We start from the raw sequence: 21,812 nt of genomic DNA, 5'->3' as shown, positions 1-21,812 counted from the left end.
CCTAGGAGCGGCCGAACGCCAGCATGGCGAGGAAAAGCGATGCTACGAGCACCGAAACAAGCCAGCCGATCCACCGCAAAAGACGATCAGGTCGATCCTTGAAGCGTTCGGCAATGAATTCGATGGCTGACCGTCCAGCAATGATATCGAAAAGCCCGTCCAGCACGCGCCATAGCCGGAACTAACCTTTCTGCATCATCCAAGTGGGTATTTCCCATGGAGCACGGGGCGATAGCGTCGCCGTCCATCCGTTGAGAGACGCGCGCTGCTGCCACCGCACTCAAACGGACAGAAGTCTTCCTGCTTCTTCTTTCTCAGAACAAGCAGGCTCTCCGTGACAAACCTTAGATCCGATCCACCGCCTGACGGCCGATGGCGGGATCGTCGGTAAAGAAGCCGTCGATCCCAGCATGGATATGGGCGCGGATTTCCTTGATCGAACCTTCAGGATTGCGCGCGCCATCGCCTGCGCCGTTGCGGCAATCCGTAGGCAGGAAGTGGTTCTCCGGGCGGAAGGTGAACGGGTGCACCAGTAGGCCGGCCGCATGGGCGTCGCGGACCAGCGCAGTCGGGGTTCCCATGCGTTTGTCGGCAGTGGGCGGGATGATCGCGTCCTTGTTGGGACCGATGACGTCAGCGTAGGTGGCAACTTCAACGAGGCCACGCGGACCCATCATGTCGGCCCAGCTGGTGAACCGGGCATTGCCGGGACCGGACAGGAAACGTCCACCGGGCTGATCCATGAGCTGCATCAGACGGATGTTCTTGTGCGCGCGGCCGAGGTTTTGGCGCAGGATGCGCAGGCTGTCGCCGTAGAAGCACTGGATTTCCAGCGGGCCGTCGAAGGCGGTGCGGTGGCGCTCCATCGTGCGCAGGAACAAGTCTTCCGTGTGCAGGCCGACGCTGCGGAAGAACGGAGTGGATTTGAGCTCCGGGATCAGGCCGATGGGACGGCCGCGGGCGGCGGACTCGGCCGCGACGAAATCCATCATCTCCTCGAAAGTGACGATCTGGAACTGGTCGTTGTAGCGCGTGTTCTGCGGCCGCAGCTTCGGCAGACGCTCGCGGCACCAAAGCGTCTTCAGTTCCGGCAGGGTGAAGTCGATGGTGAACCAGCCGGTTTCGGTGACGCCGTCGATGGTACGCGTGGTGCGGCGCGAGGCGAACTCGGGTCGCTCCGCGACGTCGGTGGTCTCGGCGATGTTGCTTTCATGACGTGCGACGAGCACGCCGTCCTTGGTCGGCACCAGATCCGGTTCGACGAAGTCGGCGCCGTCCTCGATCGCCAGCGCGTAGGAGGCAAGCGTGTGTTCGGGGCGCAGCGCGCAGGCACCGCGATGGCCGATCACCAGCACCTTGGGTGCCAGGGACGGTGTCGCGTCCGGTTCCGCCGCATGCGAGGTGCGAACCGAAGCGAGGCCGGCGGCGAACGAGACGCCCCCGGCCAGAAGCGCGCGTCTGGACGAGGACATCATTGCATTCATCTCTCAGAAATGGGTCGACAGGGTGACGAAATACATGCGCGGCGGGATCGGGAAGGTGTTGTAGGTCCCGGAAGCGGCGCCGACAACAACCGTGGACACGCCACGTTGGTTGTTCAGGTTGGTGATGTTGCCCTGGATGTAGATGTCCTTGAGGTAGGCGCGCGCCGGAAGCGGAATGCGGTATCCCGCCTCGAGGTTGAGCTGGAAGTAGCTCTTCACCGACAGATCGTTGGTGTAGGTGGCATAGCGCTTGCCGACATAGTCGCCGCTGAGCTGCGCATCGAACGGACCGTAATTGGCGGCGATCACGCTCTTGTTCAACCAGGCGGGCGTGCCGGGCACGTTCTTGCCCGACGTCAGAACGGTGCTGGAGCCGGACTGGTAGTTATCGTTATAGACGGATTTGTTGTACGAAATCGCGTCGTAGATCGAGAAATGCGGGCCGAACAGCAGGGTGGCGGCGACGTCCGCGCCATCCGTCGTGACGCTGCCGACGTTCTCCAGGATCGCGGCGCCGCCGATGATGGAGGTGATCACCGGCGTCGGGCTGATGCTGAGCAGCCGGTTGGAGAAATCGACGTGGTAATAGCTGGCCTGACCCTGGATGCCGGTCAGCGGACCGAAATGCAGGTCGCGGTGCTCGCGCAGACCGATTTCGTAGGTCCAGGAGGTTTCCGGCTTGCCGGTCCGCTTCAAGAGATCGAACGCGCCCTGGCTGCCGACGCTGAAGGGCGACGCACCGCCGCCGCCATAGACCTGATACTGGCGCACGTTCTTCTGGATGTTGGCGAAGAGCTGCTCGTGATGGGTGATGTCCCAGACCGCGCCGAAATCGGGCAGGAACGCCATCTCGGTGTCGATGTTGCCGACCGGCATGCCGGTGGAACCGACCAGCGAACCGAGCTTCGGCTGAACCGGAACCTGTCCGCTCGCATATTGCAGGCTGCTCTTGAAGCCCGCCTGCAACTGCAGCGTCGGCAGGATGCGCCAGTCGTCCTGGATATGGGTCTGCACGACCGTATCGGCGACCTGGCTGTAATACTGCGTGATCAGAGAGCCGTCGGGACGCTGATAGGGCGTGGACGGATCGTTCGCGAACAGCGGATACCAGCGGCGGATCGCGGACGAGCTGTTGCGCTCGATCCAGAGCCCGGCTTCCAACGTGTGCCGCCCGAGGGTCCAGTCCAGTGCGCCGATATAGCCGCCGCGGTTGATGAGATATTCGGTGGTGCGCGTGGCGTAACCGGAATTGCCGAAGATCTGCTTCAGGTTCTGGCCGGGGAAATACACGTTGAAAAGGGCCGGAAGGCCGGCCGCGCTGATCGGGCCGGCGACGACGCCGACGCCGTTGTCGTGGTGGTAGTAGAACTGGTTCGACCACACCAGATTATCGGTGAAGTGGTGATCGAGCTTGGCGTAGGCGAGCGCATCCTCGCGCTGGGCGTCGCTGTAGTAATTCCTGTAGTTGGCGCCCGCGGATTTCGGCGTGGCGCCGGTGGCGCTGAGGTAGTTCAGCGCGCTGTTGAAGTCGGGGTAGAAGAACGGGCGCGTGTAGGGCGCGCTGGTTTCGCCGGCGACGTGGCTGGTGGAGTCTTCGTTCGGCTCGATCTTGGTTGAGTAGTCGAAATAGAACGTGAGCTTGTCGCGCGAATCCTCGTGCACGAACTTGCCGTTGACCTGATAGCCGCCCTGCTGACCGTTGAAGTCCCAGGCGCGCGCATCCTGTCTGGCGAACGCGACATAGGCAGCATTGCCGTTACCGAACAGACCGGTGTCGACACGCGCGAAGGTGCGGTAGGTGTCATAGGAGCCGAAGGTCTGCGCGACCTGTCCGCCGAATGTCTTCTTCGGATCGGAGGTGAAGGTGTCGATGGTGCCGCCGAGATTGCTGGTGGACGCGGTGGCGAGATCGCCCGCGCCCGACGACAGCGTCACCCGCGACACGTCCTCGCTGATCACGGCGCGCTGCGGCGAGAGACCGTTGAAGTTGCCGTAATTCTGGTCGCCGAGCGGAACGCCGTCCAGCGTGTAGCCGAGCTGCTGCGCGTTGAATCCGTGGATGAACAGGGTGATGTTCTGTTCGTTGTTTCCCCACGGGTCCGAGGTCTCGTAGACCACGCCTGGAAGAGTCTGAAGCGCCTTCAGCGGATTGATACCTGGCAGGATCTTCTGGATTTCTCGGCCGCTCAGCGACACCGCAGAACGCGCGGAGTGCTTGGCGACGACCATCACCGTTTCATTGTCCTTGGCCGTTCTGGCGGCGCTGGACTGCGTCGTCTGCGCCTGGGCGTGTCCCATCGGCAGCAGCAAGGAGAGCGTGGCGCAGAGGGCGCTGGAGGAAAGCAGGAAACGGGACAACACGGTTGTTATATCCTGTCGGGCGATGACAGGCGTGTGAGCTAAAGTCCCGCCGCCGCACGAGCAACGGCAAATCGATTTTGCAACGGAATGGTCACGCAGCCGTCACGAAACCACCGTGAACGAATGTTCAGCCAGCCAGAAGCGTTCGGCTGAGTGCGTTGTGCTGATCGATGAGACGTCCGAGATCCAGGGAAAGAAGAGCGCCGTCCAGGACGGTGATGTGTCCGTTGACGACGCAAAGCGACACGCGCTCCGGCGCGCAGAACAGCAGCGCCGCGACGGGGTCGTGCAGCGCGCCGGCATACCCGTGCGTGCGCAGATCGAAGGCGGCCAGATCGGCCGCCATGCCGGTCGCGACCACGCCGATATCGTCACGGCCGAGCACCCGTGCGCCGCCGCGCGTCGCCATCTCCAGAACCGTGCGCGCTTCCATCAGCGGTTCCGGGCCCTCATGCAGAACGCGTTGCAGCAGCATGGCCTGACGCGCCTCGCCCAGCATGTGCGCCCCGTCGTTGGAGGCCGAACCATCGACGCCGAGCCCGACCGGAACGCCCGAAGCGAGCATGCGCCGGATCGGCGCGATGCCGGAGCCGAGGCGCATGTTGGAGCAGGGGCAGTGGGCGATTCCCGTTCCAGTCGCGGCGAAACGGGCGATTCCGGCGTCGTCCAGCCGCACACAATGGGCATGCCACACATCGTCGCCGAGCCAGCCGAGATCCTCTGCATATTCGGCCGGCGTTCTGTTGAAGCGTTCCCGGCTGTAGGCGATGTCTGCGGCGTCTTCCGCCAGATGGGTGTGCAGGGTGGTCCCGGTGGCGCGGGCCAGGGACGCGGATTCGCGCATCAGGTCGCGGCTGACGGAAAACGGCGAGCAGGGCGCGACCACCACGCGGCGCATGGAGAAGCGGCGCGGATCGTGCCAGCGCTCGATCATGCGCTGCGTGTCGCGCAGGATCGCGTCCTCGGTCTCCACGAGCGAATCCGGCGGGAGGCCGCCCTGCGATTCGCCCACGCTCATGGCGCCGCGTGCGGCGTGGAAGCGCATGCCGGTCGCCTCTGCGGCGTCCATCTGATCGTCGAGGCTGATGCCGTTGGGGAACAGATACAGATGGTCGCTGCTGGTGGTGCAGCCGGACAGCATCAGCTCGGCTATCGCCATCCGTGTGGAGACGCGGATCATCTCCGGGGAGAGGCGGCTCCAGATCGGGTAGAGCGCGCGCAGCCAGCCGAACAGCGACCGGTTCTGCGCCGCCGGCACCGCGCGGGTGAGGCTCTGGAACATGTGGTGATGGGTGTTCACCAGTCCCGGCAGGAGGATATGGCCGGACAGATCGATCACGCGGTCGGCCGGGCCTTCCGCCGCCCGTCCGATCGCGACGATCTGGTTCCCTTCCACCCGGACGGAGGCGCCGGGCAGTTCGCGGCGTTCATCGTCCATGGTGAGCAGGAGATCGGGACGCTTCAGCAGCAGCGAGCGGGGCTTGGCCATGCGGCAGCGTGGACCGGCACGCCGACGGGACGCAACCCGGGCCCGCCCCGCACGCTGCGCTTCCGAACTCTATCTCGTTCGGAGATCAGCCATGCTGCCGCGCGCTTTCGCGATCCTCGTTCTGTTCGGCCTGTCGGCCTGTGCCGCCATCGGCAATATCGACACGGCGGCGATGCAGACCACCAACAAGGCGGTGGGCGCCCCGGTGAACGGGCCGTCCACACGCTGATGCGGGTTCAGGCGACGGTGAGGCCGTAGCGGACGTAGCCGCCCTCCCCGTCGCCGAGGCGGTGGATGTCGTTGCGGCCCTCCAGATGGCGGGCAGTCTCGGCGTTGCCGTCGAAGACGAGCGTGACCGGTTTGGAAAACGGCTTGAGGTGCCAGATCGGGTCCGGCTTCGGCGACACGGTATGCGCCTGGGTGATGAAGCGGACCAGCACGTCGCGCACCAGATCGGGTGCGTTCAGCACCACATGGTTGCCGCCCGTGCCGGCGAAGCCGCCGCCGCCGGAGGCGCGGTAGTTGTTGGTGACGACGAGGAACTCCTCGTCCGGCCGCACCGCCTGACCGTTGTGGGACAGAGCGCTGATGCGATGTGCGTCCGGTGCGACCAGTTTGCCGTCTCGATCGAAGCGGGCCGGCTGGGTGAGATCGACCTCGTAGCGCAGCCCGGCGATGGTATCGAACAGATAGCTCGCCGGCTGCGGCGCCAGCAGCGGTTGCGGCACGTTCTTGTTCGGATCGACCTGCGCGAACAGGTTGAAGGTGCGTTCGAGCCAGTCGCGGAGTTCGGCGCCGTTCAGCTTCACGACGCAGACCGTGTTGGCGAACATGTAGAGGTTGGCGATATCCTTCATGTCCATCGGGCCGGCGGGGATATCGACGAAACTGTCCGGTCCCGCGCCGCCTGCCTTGAAGGGCGATGCGGCGGAAAGCAGCGGCAGCTTCGCGTAGGGCGTGTCGGCGATCAGCGGGGCGGCATACCAGAGCTGAGCCTGGTTGATCAGGGACAAGGCGGCGTCGTTGCCGAGCACGGACAGGAAGGTGTTGATCGGCACGGTGGTGTTTCCGACCGGCTGGTCCATCCAGCGGAGCGTGGCCTCGTGTTCCGGGCGGGCGGCATCCAGAATGATGCGGTCGTCCACGACCAGCGGGATCGCCTGACGGCCCTCCCGCCGATAGATCGGCCGCGCCTCGACCTGCGCGTCCCGCACCGACCAACGGCCACTTGCGTCTCGTTGCAGCGACAGATCGACCACGCCGAGATGGCTACCCCAGAAACCCGGCATCACCGCCGGCACGCCGCCGAGACGGCCGCGTGCGGCATCCACCCCGTCGATCCCGGCGTAGTCCGGGCCGGGGAACACGCGATGGGCGTGTCCGGTGAGGATCACGTCGATTCCGGGCACGGCGGCCAGATGCAGCGCCGCGTTCTCGGCCCCCGCCACCGGCGCACCGCCGGCGATGCCGGAATGGCACAGCGCGATCAGCAGGTCGCAGCGCTTGCGGAGCGCCGGCACATGGGCGCGTGCGGCTTCGACGATGTCGCCGGCCTCGACCTTGCCCTGCAGATGGGCGCGGTCCCAGACCATGATCTGCGGGGTGACGAGGCCGATCAGGCCGATGCGCAGCGTATGGGGCTTGCCGTTCGTATCGATGACGTTGCGTTCGATCACCATGGTCGGCGGCAGCAGCGTCCCGCCCTGCGGCAGGGTGACGTTGGCGCAGACGAACGGGAACGACGCCGTCTTCATCGCCTGATGCAGGAAATCGAGTCCGTAGTTGAACTCGTGGTTGCCGAGCGTGGCGCCGTCGTAGCCGAGCCGGTTCATGGCGCGGAACATCGGGTGACCGTCGCGGTCGTTCAGATGTCCGGGCAGCGCCATGTAGTCGCCGAGCGGATTGCCCTGGATGATGTCGCCATTATCGAACAGGAGGCTGTTGGGCGCCTCGCGACGGGCCTGGGCGATAAGCGTCGCGACCTTAGCCAGACCGACGGAATTGTCCTGCCTGGCATTATAGTAATCGTAATCGTAGACGAACATGTGCAGGTCGGAGGTTTCCAGCACACGCAAGGACACCGAAGCAGCGTCTGCGCTCATGGATCCGTCGTTCGCGCCAGCTGCACGCCCTCCCAGAAAGGAAGCGGCAGCGATCCCCGCTCCGCCGAAAAGAGTCCGACGGTTGAGTTTCGTCATCGAACGATCCGGTCTTGAGTGATCGTGCCGAGGATCGCAAGGATCGTACGGTTTATGATGAAAAATAAACGATCGCGGTCGCGCACGGGAATACCGGCCGATCAGATCGCCGCTTCGGCAAAGATGCGGCTGGCGTCGCCGTTCCAGGCGCCGCGGAAACGCTCGAGCCAATGCTGGGCCTGATTGGGTGCGCCGTCGACGATCGGCAGCAGCGGGTCGAGGAAACGGCGCTCGTCCTGCGCTTCCGCATCCACGAGCCGGCGCGCGCGCAGACCGTCCGCGGCGATCGCGACCGCACGCGCGGCCAGATCGCGGGCGATACTGTTGGCGAACGGTGCGTCCAACCCCTGCGCCGGGACCGCGGCGCGCAGGGCGGCGTAGCTCTCCCAGGGCTGTTCGCGCACCAGCGCATCGGCGGCGGCCAGCGCCGCCTCGTCGTAGAGCAGGCCGGTCCACAGGGCGGATTGCGCCACCATCATGGGCAGAGACCCGGCATCGGCGCCGCGCATTTCCAGGAAGCGCTTCAGGCGGACATCGGTGAAGACGGTGGTGAGGTGATCGTCGAAATCGCCCACGGTGGGGTGGATGCCGGCCAGGGCGGGATTGCGGCCCGCCATCCAGTCGCGGAACGAGGCACCGGCGACGTCGATCAGCTTGCCGTCCCGCGCCACGAAATACATCGGCACGTCCAGCACCCAATCGACATAGGGGCCAAAACCGAAATCGGGCCGGAAGAACAAGGGCGGCATGCCGGAGCGGGCGTTGTCCGTGTCGGTCCAGACCCGCGCGCGCGTGGACAGGAAGCCGTTCGGGCGGCCCTCCTCGAACGGCGAATTGGCAAAGAGGGCGGTGGCGATCGGCTGCAGCGCCAGCGACACGCGCAGCTTGCGCGCCATGTCGGCCTCGGAGCCGTAATCCAGATTCACCTGCACGGTGCAGGTACGCAGCATCATGTCGAGGCCGAGCGAGCCGACCATCGGCATGTAGCGGCGCATGATGCCGTAGCGGCTCTTGGGCATGAACGGCATCTCGGCCCGAGACGCGGTCGGGTGGAAGCCGAGCGGAGCGAAACCGAGCCCGAGTTCGGCCGCGATCGGGTGCAGGGCCGCGACATGCGCGTCCAGCTCGGCCTTTGTTTCGTGTAAGGAATGGAGCGGACCGCCGGACAGCTCGAACTGGCCGGCCGGCTCGAGGGAGAGCGAACCGCCCTTGTTGCGCCCCTGCCCCTTGAGGCCGATCAGCGCGTCGTTGTCGCGGATCGGCTCCCAGCCGTCGCGATCGGCGGCGAAGCCCTCCAGCAGCGCCTCGATTCCGTGCGGCCGGTAGGGGGGCGGCGCGAGGGCGGGACCGTGCTGGCTGCCCGGTAGGCGGAAGCCGAATTTCTCGTGTTCGGTGCCGATACGCCAGTCTGCGCGCGGCTTGGCACCCTCGGCCAGATGGGCGGCGAGTTGCTCCGTGGAGCGGATCGGGGTGTCGTCGGCGTCACCAGGGTTCGACATCTGCCCGCCTGCATCCTTGACCGAAAGGCGCGCAGGCTGAGAGGCCGGCCGCCGAGGAACTCATTCTCTATGGCGTGGCCGCCGCCGGATCAAATGTGACGGCCGCGTTCCGGTTTCAACCGAGCAGGGCCGACAAACCGGCCAGCGCCGCCGTTTCGGCGCGCAGCACCAGTGGACCGAGCCGGATCGGCACCACGAAGCCGCAGCGGGCCAGCATACCGCGCTCGACCGGGGAGAACCCGCCTTCGGGGCCAACCAGAAGGGCTGGCTGCACGGCCTCCGGCGTGTTTCGGCGCCACTCGGAAGGAGAACGGCGCGTATCTGCGCCATCAGGGGCGCGTTCGAGCGCCGCCAGCAGCGGGTTGGCGTGGTCCCAGCCGCCGAGCAGATCGGGCAAACGTACCGGCTCGGCGAAGTCGGGCACCGACAGGCGCTCGCATTGTTCGGCTGCCTCGGTGGCGATGGCCAGCCAGCGTTCCAGGTTCACCCTGGCCGTGTTGGTGCGCTCGGTGAGCACCGGGCGGATCGACGCGGCGCCCAATTCCGTCGCCATGCGTACCACCAGATCCGTGGCGTCGCGCTTGATCGGCGCGAACAGGAGGATAGGGCCGGGTTCCGGGGCGGGCGGGCGACGCTGCGTACCGACCGTCACCTGACAACGATCCTTGCGCAGCGTGGCGATCGAAGCGTCCCACTCTCCGTCGCGCGCGTTGAACACGGTGACGGCGTCGCCCGGGCTCCGGCGCAGGACGCCGCCGAGGTAATGCGCCTGCCCCGCCTCCAGCGCGATCGCAGCGTCGCCGGACAGGATCTCGGCGCAGTAAAGGCGGGGCTGATCCTGCATGCGATGGGCTCCGATTGACCGGGGTGACGCACCGCCATAGCAGAGCGCATGGCTCATACCGACATACGCGTCACCGGATGGATCAGGTTTCTGCCGCCGTCCCTGCGTCCCTATGCGTTGCTGGCGCGTCTGGACCGGCCGATTGGCACGTGGCTGCTGTTTCTGCCCGGCGTGTGGGGCATTCTGCTGCCGCAGGGCGTGGCGCCATGGGAACGCGTGCGTCTGCTGGCCTTGTTCGCGATCGGCAGTCTGGTGATGCGCTCGGCCGGCTGCGTCGTGAACGACATGTGGGACCGCGATCTGGACCGGCAGGTGGAGCGCACACGTGGGCGCCCTCTGGCGTCCGGTGCGCTCAGAATGCGCCATGCGGCGGTCTTTCTGGGGTTGCTGCTGGTGGCCGGGTTGGCGGTGCTCTTGTCGTTGAACCCGCTCTGCTGGGCGTTGGGTGCCGGCTCGCTGGTTCTGGTGGGACTTTATCCCCTGGCCAAGCGGGTGACGTGGTGGCCACAACTGGTGATGGGCTTCACCTTCGGGTTCGGCGCGCCGATGGGCTATGCCGCCGCCGCTGGACGGATCGACGGCACAGCCCTGGTGCTCTACGCCGCCGCCATCCTGTGGGATCTGGGCTTCGACACGGTGTACGGCTTCCAGGACATGGAAGACGACGCGCTGATCGGAGTGAAATCCACCTCGCGCATGGTGGCGGCCTATCCGCGGCGGTTCGTGGCGGCGTGCTATGCGCTCACCCTGATCGCGCTGCTGCTGTCGGGCGTCATGGCCGGGCTCGGGGCGTTGTTCTACGGTGTGCTGCTTCTGCCGGCGCTGTTGTTGTCGCGTCAGGTGCGATCGCTGGAGATCAGAAGTCCGGCACGCTGTCTGGCGTTGTTCCGCAGCAATCGCGAGGTGGGACTGGCCGTATCGCTGGCGATCCTGGCCGGGCGGGTGGTGCTGTGAGCGGGGTCCGGATTCGCCGCTTCGCGCCCGGAGATACCGCGGCCGTGATCGCGCTCATCCTGGGTATCCAGCGCGACGAGTTCGGCCTGTCGATCACGGCGTCGGATCAGCCGGACCTGTCCGACATTCCGGGATTCTACCAGACCGGCACCGGCGACTTCCTGTTGGCCGAGCTGGACGGGCGTGTGGTGGGCACGATCGGGCTGCGTGATATCGGCGATCGTCAGGCGGCGTTGCGGAAGATGTTCGTGGTGCCCGACGCACGTGGCCGCGAGCATGGCACGGCGCAGAAGCTGCTGGATCGCTTGCTGCGGGATGCCGGCGAACGCGGCGTGCGCGAGATGCTGCTGGGCACCACCGAGCGTTTCCTGGCCGCGCATCGCTTCTACGAGCGCAACGGGTTCGTGCCGGTCGCCGTCGAGGCATTGCCGGACACGTTCCCGCGCATGACGGTGGATACGCGTTTCTACGCGCGCCGCCTGGGTTGAATCTTCAACGGTGCTTCGTCCTGACCCGGAGCATGCGGCGCTGCCAGAAGGTCGGCGGTCTGGTGTTCGATCGCCTGCAGCTCTTCAAGCGTATGGGCAATCGCCGTCTGCATCCGCTCCAGCTTGTTCATCCGGTCGCGCACGGCATGCAGCAGCGCCTCGTGCTGCACGCGATGCATCGGATCGACATTGTAGAGGTCGAGGAAGTCCTTGATCTCCCGGAGAGAGAAACCAAGGCTCTTGCCGCGTAGGATCAGGCGCATGCGCGCCCGTTCCCGGTAGGAATACACGCGCGTCGATCCAACGCGGGACGGAATGATCAGCCCCTTGTCTTCATAAAAGCGGATCGCACGTGCGGTGATGCCGAGCTCTGTCGCGAGCTCGGTGACGGTGTAGAGGCGCTCGTCTGTCATGCTGCTCCCGGCCGGCTCAGAAGGCCGCTTCGGCAAGCGCCATGGTGGACGCCTTGCCGCTCTTGATGGCGAGGAACAGGCTGGCCGTCTGCGGCAGGATGCGGTCGAAGAAGAACTGCACCGTGTCGAGCTTGGCCCGGTAGAAACCGGTCTCGTCGGCCTTCTCCTCGACGCGTTCCGAGGCGATCGCGGCCGATTTGGCCAGCATGAAGCCCATCGCCACCAGGCCCATCAGACGCAAATAGTCGGTCGCCGCCGCGCCGGCTTCCTCCGGATCGCGCAGGGCGCGCTCGCCGATCGTGCCCGTCGACAACTGCAGCGCGCCAAAGGCCCGCTCCAGATGCCCGACCAGCGCACCGATCTTCGCATGGGTGCGGTTCTGCTCGATCCAGTCCGCTACCGGATGGAAGAAGGACCGTAGCAGGCGGCCCATGTTGGACGGCATCTTGCGGCCGACGAGGTCGAGCGCCTGAATACCGTTGGTGCCTTCGTAGAGCATGGCGATGCGGGCATCGCGCGCATACTGCTCGACGCCGTGCTCGCGGATATAGCCGTGACCGCCATAGATCTGGATGGCATGGCTGGCGATCTCGAAACCGAGATCGGTGAACAGCGCCTTCACCACCGGAGTCATGAGCGCCACGAAATCGTCGGCGTTCTGACGCTCGGCGGCGTCCTTGGCGTGCTTGCTGAAATCGACCGCCTGCGCCACCCAGATGCCGAGCGCGCGACAGCCCTCGACGTTGGCGCGCATGGTCATCAGCGTGCGGCGCACGTCCGGATGCACGATGATCGGGTCGGCCGGCAGGTCCGGCCGTTTGACGCCGGAGAGCGAACGGCCCTGGAGCCGATCCTTGGCGTAGAACACGGCGGCCTGATAGGCGGCGGACCCGACGCCGAGGCCCTGGATACCGACGCCCAGGCGCTCCTCGTTCATCATGGTGAACATCGCCGCCATGCCCTTGTGCGGCTGGCCGATCAGCCAGCCGGTGGCGTCGTCGAAGCTCATCTGGCAGGTGGCGGAGCCTTTCAGCCCCATCTTGTGCTCGATGCCGGTGCACAGCACGCCGTTGCGCTGGCCGGGATTGCCGTCGGCATCGGGCAGAAATTTCGGCACCAGGAACAAGGAGATGCCCTTCACCCCCGGCGGTCCGTCCGGCAGCTTGGCCAGCACCAGATGGATGATGTTCTCCGACAGGTCGTGCTCGCCGGCCGAGATGAAGATCTTGTTGCCGGTGATGCGGAAGGAGCCGTCCTCGTTCGGTATCGCGCGCGTGCGCATCAGACCGAGATCGGTGCCGCAATGCGACTCGGTGAGGCACATGGAGCCGGTCCAGGTGCCTTCCACCATCTTCGGCAGATAAAGCGCCTTGAGATCGTCGGAGCCATGCGCTTTGAGCGCCTGCACCGCGCCATGCGTCAGGCCCGGATAAAGCGAGAAGCTGAGATTGGCGCCGCAGGTGATCTCCTCGACCAGCTTGGAGATCGATTCCGGCAGGCCCTGGCCGCCATATTCCGGTTCGGAGGCGAGCGACGGCCAGCCGCCCTCGCGGAACTGGCGATAGGCGTCCTGGAACCCGGCCGGCGTGCGCACGACGCCGTTCTCGGCGTGACAGCCTTCCAGATCGCCGGAGGCGTTCAGCGGCAGCAGCACCTCGCTGGAGAAGCGTCCGGCTTCCTCCAGCACGCTGTCGGCCAGATCGGCGTCCACCTCGGCGAACGCCTCGATCCCCTGCAGCTTCTCCAGCCCGTGCAGCTCATGCAGCACGAACCGCATGTCTCGCAGGGGCGCCTCATAGACTTGCATGATGCGTTTCCTTCCTGTGCCTGGGCTCTTCGCCCGGCGGCGCTTCCCGCCGCTTCCGTTTTCCCGAGGGTGGAACCCCTGGCGGAAAAACGGAAGCGTCCGGGCGGAAAACGCCGCTCCGTTCTTGGTTCAGTTGCGAAGCGGCTTGCCGGTGACCAGCGTATGCTCGATGCGCTGCAAGGTCGGACCGGTGCGGATCAGGCGCATGAACGCCCGACGCTCCAGCGCCAGCATGTCCTCTTCGCTCACCACGTCGATCGCGTCCGCCTCGCCGCCGGTGAGCAGTTCCGCCAGCGCGCCGGCTACCACCACGTCATGCGGCGTGGCGATGCCGCGCTTGGCGAAATCGTGCACCGCGAGACCGAGACCGGTACGTCCGCCTTCGCCGGCCAGACGGAATTCCGGCTTGGCGGGCGGGACATAGCCGTCCACCAGCGCCAGCGCCTTGGCTCGGGCATCGAACAACAAGCGATCGCGATTCATCGTGATGCTGTCGGCCGGACGCAGGATGCCCATCTGGCGCGCTTCCGCCGCCGATTTCGAGACCTTGGCCTGGCTGATGGTTTCGAACACCGCGGCCACCACCGGCATCGGCCCCTTGGGCACCCCCGGCAGACGCGACACGCGTTCCATCATCTCGCCACAGCCGCCCCAGCCCGGGATCAGGCCGACGCCGGTTTCCACCAGACCGGCATAGGTCTCGGCATGGGCGACGATGCTGTCGGCATGCAGCAGAACCTCGCAGCCACCGCCCAGCGCCAGACCGGACGGCGCGGCGACCACGGGGAAAGGCGCGTATTTCATCGCCTTGAACACGCGCTGGCCTTCGGCGACGGTCTTCTCGATCTCGCCCCACGCGGCGATGTTGGCAGCGAACAGCACCGTACCGAGATTGGCGCCGGCGGAGAAATTGGAACCGTCATTGCTGATCACCAGGGCCTTGAAACCCTTCGCGACGATCTCCAGGCTTTCCTTGAGCACGGCGAGAATCTTGTCGTCGAGCGCATTCATCTTGGAATGGAACTCGAGGCAGGCGACGCCTTCGCCGATATCCCAGAGTGAGGCCTGCTTGTTGCCGGCCAGACGCTTGCTGCTGCGCTTGATGTCGTCCAGCGACAGGACGCCGTCGCGTTCGGGGATCTTGTGATACTGCCCGTCCGTGCCGAAGAATTCGCGAACGCCGTTCTCGATCCGGTAGAACGTGCCTGCGCCGACCGCGCGCAGCAGTGTCGGAACAGGATGCCCTTCCTGCTCCAGACGCGCCGCCACCTTGGCCGGTCCGATCGCATCCAGAAGTTCGAACGGTCCCTGCTTCCAGTTGAAACCGAGACGCATGGCCGCATCCACCGACACGATGTCGTCGGCGATTTCCGGCACCAGCTTCGCGGCATAGGCGAGCGTGTCGCCCATCACCCTCCAGGCGAATTTGCCGTATTTGCTGTCGGAGAACATCAGCGCAGCAGGATCGCGGCCGAGTGCGTCCGGCAGTTTCGCGGTCTGGGCCGGTTCGTAGACGCCCGTGACCAGGCCGATGGATTCGCGGATCTTCTCGCGGCCGGACTCGCCTTTGTTGATGCGATAGAAGCCGCCCTTGCCCTTCCGCCCGGTATAGCCGTCAGCGATCATCTTCTTGACGAAGGCCTGCTCGCGCACGGTGGCGTGGAACGCGTCCTCCTTCGGCAGCGCCTCGGTCATGGAGTGCGCGATATGCGGCATCAGGTCGAGGCCGATCAGATCCAGCAGACCGAAAATGCCGGTCTTCGGGATACCGAGCGGACGGCCCATCACCGCATCCGCCTCGGACACGGTGAGGCCCTGTTCCACGGCCTGATTCACGCCGTGCTGGAGCCAATACGTGCCGATCCGGTTGGCGATGAAGCCGGGCGTGTCGTGGGTGACGACCACGCTCTTGCCCATGCGACGATCGATGAAATCGACCACGCCGTCGAACAAGGCCGCGTCGGTGTTCGGACCCGTCACCAGTTCCAGCAGACGCATATAGCGGGGCGGGTTGAAGAAATGGGTGATGGCGAAGCGACGGCGGAACTGCTCGCTGGCGCCGTCGAGCAGCGCGGCCAGACGGATGGTGGAGGTGTTGGAGGAGATCGCCGTCTCCGGACCGCACACCTTGTCGAGTTTGGCATAGAGCGACTGCTTGATGTCGAGGCGCTCGATGATGGCCTCGACCACCCATTGGCAGTCTGAGATTTTCTCGAGGTCATCCTCAAGGTTGCCGACTTCCACCAGCTTGGCGGCGTCGCGGCTCATGAACGGCGCCGGCTCGGTCTTGAGCATGCGCGCCACGGCGCCGCGCGCGATGGCGGAGCGGTCCTCGCCGTCCTTGGCGATGTCGAGCAAAAGCACCGGAACCCCGGCATTGGCGACCTGCGCGGCGATTCCGGCGCCCATCACGCCGGCACCGATCACGCAGACCTTCTTGATCGGCGCGCTCATCAGATGCGCTCCAGCACGGTGGCGATGCCCTGGCCGCCGCCGATGCATTGCGAAGCGAGCGCGTAGCGGCCGCCGGTGCGAGCCAGCAGCGACGCCGCCTTGCCGACGATGCGCGCGCCCGTGGCGCCGAGCGGATGGCCGATGGCAATGGCACCGCCGTCGATGTTGACGATCTCGGGGTTCAGCCCGAGATCGCGGATGCAGGCCATCGCCTGCGACGCGAATGCTTCGTTCAGCTCGACCACGTCGAGGGCCGAGGCTTCGATGCCGGCGCGGCCGAGCGCCTTGCGCGAGGACTGGATCGGGCCGAGGCCCATGGTCTCGGGCTGACAGCCGGAAATCGCCACGCCGCGGATGCGTGCGAGCGGCTTCAGCCCCTTCCGCGCGGCGTAGTCCTCGCTGCACACCAGAACGGCGCTGGCGCCGTCGGTCAGCGGCGATGCGGTGCCGGCGGTGACGGTGCCGTTCTTGTCGAAAGCGGGCTTGAGACCGGCCAGACCTTCGGCGCTGGTCTCGGGACGCAGGCAGCCATCGCTGTCGACCACGCCGGTCTTGGTCTTGATCGGCACGATCTCGTCACGGAAGCGGCCTTCCGCCTGAGCCGCGGCGGCCTTGCGCTGGCTGCCCACCGCGAACTGTTCCTGCGCTGCGCGGTCGAGTTCATAGAGCCTGGCGACGTTCTCGGCCGTCTCGCCCATGCCCATATAGGCCGAGGATTTGGCGGCCAGGGCCGGGTTCGGCATCGGGTTGTAGCCGCCCATCGGCACGCGGCTCATGCTTTCCACACCGGCCGCGATGAACGCTTCGCCCGCGCCAAGCGCGATCTGACCCGCCGCCATGTGCACGGATTGCATGGAGGAGCCGCAGAAGCGGTTCACGGTGGCGCCGCCGACAGAAAGCGGCAATTCCGCCAGCAATCCGATCAGACGGGCGACGTTCATGCCTTGCTCGCCTTCCGGAAACGCGCAACCGACGATCAGATCCTCGATATCGGCCGGATCGACGCCGGTCCGTTCCACCAGACCGCGTACGACCTGTGCCGCGAGGTCGTCACCGCGTACGCGGGCGAGCTGGCCTTTGGAGGCGAAATGGAACGGCGAGCGCGCATAACCGGCAATGACCACGTTTCGCATGGATCTCGTTTCTCCCGATCGAGCCGATCGGCGCATCGCGGCGTCCGTATCGGCGATATACCTCACCTATACGTCAACTAGGGTGGCGCATGCAAACGTCTTGACGCATACGTCAACCAGGGCGAGGAAAGAGTCCGAAATCGGTTCACCCCGTGGGAGCGACCATGAAGTTACTGGTGCCTGTGAAGCGTGTGATTGACTACAATGTGAAGCCGCGTGTGAAGGCGGACGGCACGGGTGTCGAGCTTGCCGGCGTGAAGATGTCGATGAACCCGTTCGACGAGATCGCGGTGGAGGAAGCCGTCCGTCTCCGGGAGCGGGGTGTGGCGACGGAGATCGTGGCGGTGTCGATCGGCGTGGCGCAGGCGCAGGAGACGCTGCGCACGGCGCTGGCGATGGGCGCCGACCGGGCGATCCTGGTGCAGTGCGACGTCTCGCCCGAGCCTTTGGCGGTGGCGAAGATGCTGCGCGTCCTGGTGGAGCGCGAGCAGCCGGGCCTGGTGGTGATGGGCAAGCAGGCGATCGACGACGACATGAACGCCACCGGCCAGATGCTGGCCGGCCTGCTCGGCTGGCCGCAGGGCACGTTCGCCTCCAAGGTCGAGAAGGACGGCGATGCCCTGCTGGTGACGCGCGAGGTGGATGCGGGGCTGGAGACCGTGTCGCTCAACCTGCCGGCGATCGTCACGGTGGATCTGCGCCTGAACGAGCCGCGCTATGCGTCGCTGCCCAACATCATGAAGGCCCGCAAGAAGCCGCTGGAGACGTTGAGTGCGGCCGATCTGGGCGTGGACCCGGCGCCGCGCCTGCACGTCGTGAGCGTGGCCGAGCCGCCGGTGCGCAAGGGCGGCATCAAGGTCGGCAGCGTCGCCGAGCTGGTGGAGAAGCTGCGTGATGAAGCGAAGGTCATCGCCTAGATGACCGCCCAGGAAAAGGTGATTTAACGATGACCGCTCTTGTTCTCATCGATCATGCCGGCGGCCAGATTTCGCAAGGTGCGCGCGCGGCCGTGGCGGCGGCGGCGAAGCTGGGCGAGGTGCATGTGCTGGTGGCGGGCTCCGGCATCGACGCCGTGGCCGAGGCGGCCGGGCGCATCGCCGGTGTGTCCCGGGTGCTGAAGGCCGATCATCCGTCGCTGGACGCGCTGCTGCCGGAGCCGCTGGCGGCGCTGCTGCAATCGCTGGCCGGCCCCTACGACCATCTGCTGGCCGGATCGGGTGCCGTGGGCAAGAACGCGATGCCGCGTCTGGCCGCCCTGCTGGACGTGCAGCCGATCTCCGACATCTCCGCCGTGGTGGATGCCGAGACCTTCGTGCGGCCGATCTATGCCGGCAGCGCGCTGGCGACCGTGCGCTCGACCGACACCAAGAAGGTGCTGACCGTGCGCACGGCGAGCTTCGATGCCGCCGCCCCCGAGGGCGGCACGGCCGCGATCGAGGCCGTGAGCGTGCCGGAGCTGCCTGCCCTGTCGCGGTTCGTGTCGGCGGAGCTGTCCAGCTCCGAGCGTCCGGAGCTGGGGTCGGCCCGCGTGGTGGTGTCCGGCGGGCGCGGCATGCAGAACGGCGAGAACTTCAAGCTGCTGGAGCCGATCGCAGACAAGCTCGGCGGCGCCATCGGCGCATCGCGCGCGGCGGTGGATGCGGGGTTCGTGCCCAACGACTACCAGGTCGGCCAGACCGGCAAGATCGTCGCCCCCGACCTCTACGTCGCCGTCGGCATCTCCGGCGCCATCCAGCATCTCGCCGGCATGAAGGACAGCAAGACCATCGTCGCCATCAACAAGGACGAGGACGCTCCCATCTTCCAGGTCGCCGATTACGGACTCGTCGCTGACCTCTTCTGCGCAATCCCAGAACTCAACAAAGCACTCCAGGGATAGGACTGACGCTTTTTCATCTTCCCGCAGCGTGCCCGGATCAACCGGGCTTTGGCCACAGAACGGTCGCGCGGGGAACCGGCCGGAGGCACACGCCTCCGCCGAACGGCCGGATCACGAAACGGCCAGGATCGGAAGGAAACGACCATGAATTCGACAAAGATTTTCGCCTCCCTGCTTCTCGCCGCCACGATCTGTGCCGGCACCGCCGAAGCGCGCACGGTGGGTGGGGTCACCTTCCCTGATACGGTGCAGCAAGCCGGTCAGACGCTTGAACTGAACGGCATCGGCAAGCGAGTCTTCGCCCTGATCGTGGACGGGTATGCCAGCGCGCTCTACGTGCCGAAACCGGCGCATACGGCGGACGCGATCCTGGCCGAGCAGGGGCCGAAACTGCTGTACACGCAATTCCTGCATGCGGCGTCGGTGAATCAGATCCGCAATGAATATACCTCGGTCTACAACGCATACTGCTCGAATCACCCGTGCAGCGCGGCTAGCAAGCAGACCTTCGACAAGGTTCTGGCGAGCGTTCAGCCGGTGAAATCCGGCGACACCGCATCCTATCTGATGGATGACGGCAATCTTACGCTGAGCGTCAACGGCAAGACGGTGCTGACGGCGCACGATCCGGAATACGTGCACGGCATGCTGGATTCCCTGCTGGGCGCGGCCTCTCCCACTTCCGGCTATCGCAACGGCCTGCTTGGAAACAATTGAGACTGGGCAACGCTAACGAGAAAGCGGGGAACACCGCGATGATCAGGACCGAAACCCACGGGACGGTTCGCGTCCTGACGATCGACACTCCGCCCGTTAACGCGTTGGGTCTCACCACGCGACGCGCCATTGCGGACGGGCTGCACGGCGCGATGGCCGACGACACGATCGACTGCGTGATCGTGTCCGGCAGCGGCAGGATGTTTTCCGCCGGCGCGGACATCACCGAGTTCGACGCGCCACCGCAAGCGCCCTGGCTTCCCGACCTACTCGATTCCGTCGAGCGTTCGCCGAAGCCGGTGGTGGCGGCAATCCACGGCACAGCCCTGGGCGGCGGGCTCGAACTGGCGCTTGCCTGCCATTACCGCGTGGCGGCGCCGGGCACGAAGCTCGGACTGCCGGAGGTGAAGATCGGTCTACTGCCGGGCGCGGGCGGCACGCAGCGACTACCACGTCTGGTCGGCATCGCCGATGCGCTTGCGATGATCGTGTCCGGCGATCCGATCGACGTGGAACGGGCGTACGCGGTCGGTCTGGTAGACAAGGTCTGCGGTCCGGACACGCTTCTGACCGATGCGCTGACGTTCGCGCACGACGTCGCCGTGCCGAACGGGGTGCGGCGCACTGCCGACCGCGCGGTCGGCGATACCCCAGGGATCATCGAGGCGTTCATCGAGAAGAACGCCCGCAGGCTGCATGGACTGGACGCGCCCGCCGCCTGTATCGACGCGATTCGCGATGCCGCTACTTTGCCGTTCCGGGACGGCATGGCGCGCGAACGGGAACGCTTCCTCCAACTCGCCGCCGGAACGCAATCGCGTGCGCTGCGGCACATCTTTTTCGCCGAACGCGCCGCCGCCCGGATCGACGCGCTGCCGCGCGAGACGGCTCCCTTGCCGATCGCACGTGTGGGAATCGTCGGCGCCGGCACCATGGGCGGCGGCATCGCGATGAATTTCCTGTCCGCAGGCCTGCCCGTCGTGCTGGTGGAACGCGAGCAGGCGGCGCTGGATCGTGGACTCGCTACCATACGCGCGAATTACGACCGCACGGCCCGTAATGGCAGGATGTCTCCGGTGCAGGTGGAGCGGTCGATGGCGTTGCTTTCACCGAGTTTGCAGATGGAGGCTCTGGTCGATTGCGATCTGGTGATCGAAGCGGTGTTCGAATCCATGGCCGTGAAACAGGGGGTGTTCCGCGCCCTGGACGGGATCGCCAAGCCGGGTGCGATCCTGACCACCAATACCTCCTATCTCGACGTAGACGCGATCGCCTCGGTCACGACCAGGCCGGACCATGTCTTGGGGCTGCATTTCTTCTCGCCTGCCAACGTCATGCGTCTTCTGGAAGTGGTGCGCGGTGCACGCACGGCGCCGTCGGTTCTGGCCACGGCGATGGCCCTGGGCAAGCGTCTCGGCAAGGTCGCCGTTCTGGCCGGCAATTGTCACGGCTTCATCGGCAACCGCATGCTGGCACCGCGTCAGCGGCAGGCCGAGCGTCTGGCGCTGGAAGGCGCCACGCCGGAACAGATCGACGCCACCCTCGTGTCGTTCGGACTGCCGATGGGGCCGTTCGCGATGGCCGATCTGGCCGGGCTCGATCTCGGCTGGAGCCAGACGGAATCGAGCGGTTCGGCGATCCGCGACGCGATGTGCGCAGCGGACCGGCGTGGCCAGAAGAACCGGCGCGGCTTCTTCGATTACGACGAGAACCGCAAGCGGACCCCGTCCGATGCCGCCATCGCGCTGATCGCCGACCTGGCCCGGAAACAGGGCGTTCCCCAGCGCATGCCGGACGAAGCCGAGATCCGCGAGCGGCTGCTGTTCCCGATGGTGAACGAGGCCGCGCGCATTCTGGACGAAAACGTCGCGCAACGGCCTTCGGATATCGATGTGGTCTGGTGCCTCGGCTATGGCTGGCCGGCCCGGACCGGGGGGCCGTTGTTCTGGGCCGACACGATCGGCCTCGACACCGTGATCGACGGGCTGGAACGCCATGCCGCCAGTCTGGACCAGGAGGGTTCGATCTCGCCCCTGTTGCAGGAACGGGCGAAGAAAGGCGGCTTCCATCGTTCCTCTTGATCGGCAACACC

General features: G+C 66.1%; 18 protein-coding genes. 7 read left to right on the top strand and 11 right to left on the bottom strand.

Translation table 11 applies throughout. The annotated features are described in order from the left end of the window. Position 1: 1 nt before the first annotated feature. The 4 genes from ACZ5BM_RS10325 to ACZ5BM_RS10310 form a co-directional block, all read right to left on the bottom strand. Positions 2-166 (bottom strand): hypothetical protein, encoded by a 165-nt coding sequence (locus tag ACZ5BM_RS10325; protein WP_498907829.1) that lies wholly within the window; start codon positions 164-166, stop codon positions 2-4. Between the two features lie 178 nt (positions 167-344). Continuing rightward, entirely contained in the window at positions 345-1,475 is a 1,131-nt protein-coding gene (locus tag ACZ5BM_RS10320) for a glycerophosphodiester phosphodiesterase (protein ID WP_498907828.1), read from the bottom strand. 12 nt (positions 1,476-1,487) lie between these two features. Further along, positions 1,488-3,845 carry a TonB-dependent receptor gene (locus ACZ5BM_RS10315; protein WP_498907827.1) on the bottom strand — a complete coding sequence of 786 codons (2,358 nt, stop codon included), beginning with the start codon at positions 3,843-3,845 and terminating at the stop codon, positions 1,488-1,490. A 127-nt stretch (positions 3,846-3,972) separates the two neighbouring features. Further along, positions 3,973-5,334, bottom strand: coding sequence for an amidohydrolase family protein (locus ACZ5BM_RS10310; protein WP_498907826.1), 1,362 nt, complete (start codon positions 5,332-5,334; stop codon positions 3,973-3,975). A 91-nt stretch (positions 5,335-5,425) separates the two neighbouring features. Here ACZ5BM_RS10310 and ACZ5BM_RS10305 point away from each other — a divergent pair, with 91 nt between their 5' ends. Further along, on the top strand, positions 5,426-5,563 hold the full coding sequence (locus tag ACZ5BM_RS10305) for a hypothetical protein (RefSeq protein WP_498907825.1): 138 nt from the start codon (positions 5,426-5,428) through the stop codon (positions 5,561-5,563). A gap of 7 nt (positions 5,564-5,570) precedes the next feature. Here ACZ5BM_RS10305 and ACZ5BM_RS10300 read toward each other — a convergent pair whose 3' ends face one another. From ACZ5BM_RS10300 to ACZ5BM_RS10290, 3 genes are all read right to left on the bottom strand, one after another. Further along, positions 5,571-7,436, bottom strand: a complete 1,866-nt coding sequence (locus ACZ5BM_RS10300; protein ID WP_498907824.1) for a bifunctional 2',3'-cyclic-nucleotide 2'-phosphodiesterase/3'-nucleotidase — start codon at positions 7,434-7,436, stop codon at positions 5,571-5,573. 197 nt (positions 7,437-7,633) lie between these two features. Further along, entirely contained in the window at positions 7,634-9,031 is a 1,398-nt protein-coding gene (locus tag ACZ5BM_RS10295; RefSeq protein ID WP_498907823.1) for a glutamate--cysteine ligase, read from the bottom strand. Between the two features lie 115 nt (positions 9,032-9,146). After that, entirely contained in the window at positions 9,147-9,875 is a 729-nt protein-coding gene (locus ACZ5BM_RS10290; protein ID WP_498907822.1) for an RsmE family RNA methyltransferase, read from the bottom strand. Positions 9,876-9,911: 36 nt separating this feature from the next. Here ACZ5BM_RS10290 and ubiA point away from each other — a divergent pair, with 36 nt between their 5' ends. After that, positions 9,912-10,829, top strand: a complete 918-nt coding sequence (ubiA, locus tag ACZ5BM_RS10285; RefSeq protein WP_498911570.1) for a 4-hydroxybenzoate octaprenyltransferase — start codon at positions 9,912-9,914, stop codon at positions 10,827-10,829. Between the two features lie 44 nt (positions 10,830-10,873). Beyond that, positions 10,874-11,317: a GNAT family N-acetyltransferase gene (locus tag ACZ5BM_RS10280; protein ID WP_498907821.1), complete on the top strand. Its 444-nt coding sequence runs from the start codon at positions 10,874-10,876 to the stop codon at positions 11,315-11,317. Here the strand turns inward: ACZ5BM_RS10280 and ACZ5BM_RS10275 are convergent. The 4 genes from ACZ5BM_RS10275 to ACZ5BM_RS10260 all read right to left on the bottom strand — a co-directional run bounded on the left by ACZ5BM_RS10275 (position 11,296) and on the right by ACZ5BM_RS10260 (position 17,124). Then, positions 11,296-11,730, bottom strand: a complete 435-nt coding sequence (locus ACZ5BM_RS10275; RefSeq protein ID WP_498907819.1) for a MerR family transcriptional regulator — start codon at positions 11,728-11,730, stop codon at positions 11,296-11,298. The genes ACZ5BM_RS10280 and ACZ5BM_RS10275 overlap by 22 nt on opposite strands. Before the next feature lie 16 nt (positions 11,731-11,746). After that, positions 11,747-13,537, bottom strand: a complete 1,791-nt coding sequence (locus tag ACZ5BM_RS10270; RefSeq protein WP_498907817.1) for an acyl-CoA dehydrogenase family protein — start codon at positions 13,535-13,537, stop codon at positions 11,747-11,749. 129 nt (positions 13,538-13,666) lie between these two features. Then, the gene (locus ACZ5BM_RS10265) at positions 13,667-15,991 is read right to left on the bottom strand and encodes a 3-hydroxyacyl-CoA dehydrogenase/enoyl-CoA hydratase family protein (RefSeq protein WP_498907815.1); all 2,325 of its coding nucleotides are present in this window, start codon (positions 15,989-15,991) and stop codon (positions 13,667-13,669) included. Further along, complete coding sequence (locus tag ACZ5BM_RS10260; protein ID WP_498907814.1) at positions 15,991-17,124, bottom strand: thiolase family protein; 1,134 nt, start codon at positions 17,122-17,124, stop codon at positions 15,991-15,993. Before ACZ5BM_RS10260 ends, ACZ5BM_RS10265 begins: the two co-directional genes overlap by 1 nt. 164 nt (positions 17,125-17,288) lie before the next feature. On the opposite strand from ACZ5BM_RS10260, the gene ACZ5BM_RS10255 reads away from it, so the two are divergent. The 4 genes from ACZ5BM_RS10255 (at position 17,289) to ACZ5BM_RS10240 (ending at position 21,801) form a co-directional block, all read left to right on the top strand. Further along, the gene (locus ACZ5BM_RS10255) at positions 17,289-18,041 is read left to right on the top strand and encodes an electron transfer flavoprotein subunit beta/FixA family protein (RefSeq protein ID WP_498907787.1); all 753 of its coding nucleotides are present in this window, start codon (positions 17,289-17,291) and stop codon (positions 18,039-18,041) included. 29 nt (positions 18,042-18,070) lie between these two features. After that, positions 18,071-19,003 carry an electron transfer flavoprotein subunit alpha/FixB family protein gene (locus ACZ5BM_RS10250; RefSeq protein ID WP_498907812.1) on the top strand — a complete coding sequence of 311 codons (933 nt, stop codon included), beginning with the start codon at positions 18,071-18,073 and terminating at the stop codon, positions 19,001-19,003. A 144-nt stretch (positions 19,004-19,147) separates the two neighbouring features. Beyond that, complete coding sequence (locus tag ACZ5BM_RS10245; RefSeq protein ID WP_498907811.1) at positions 19,148-19,720, top strand: chalcone isomerase family protein; 573 nt, start codon at positions 19,148-19,150, stop codon at positions 19,718-19,720. Positions 19,721-19,758: 38 nt separating this feature from the next. Continuing rightward, positions 19,759-21,801: a 3-hydroxyacyl-CoA dehydrogenase NAD-binding domain-containing protein gene (locus ACZ5BM_RS10240; protein ID WP_498907810.1), complete on the top strand. Its 2,043-nt coding sequence runs from the start codon at positions 19,759-19,761 to the stop codon at positions 21,799-21,801. Positions 21,802-21,812 lie beyond the last annotated feature (11 nt).

The organism is Lichenicola sp. GTC18331 (genome assembly GCF_055386855.1).
Note: the sequence above shows the minus strand (reverse complement) of the source record. Positions and strands in the feature narration are given on the sequence as shown.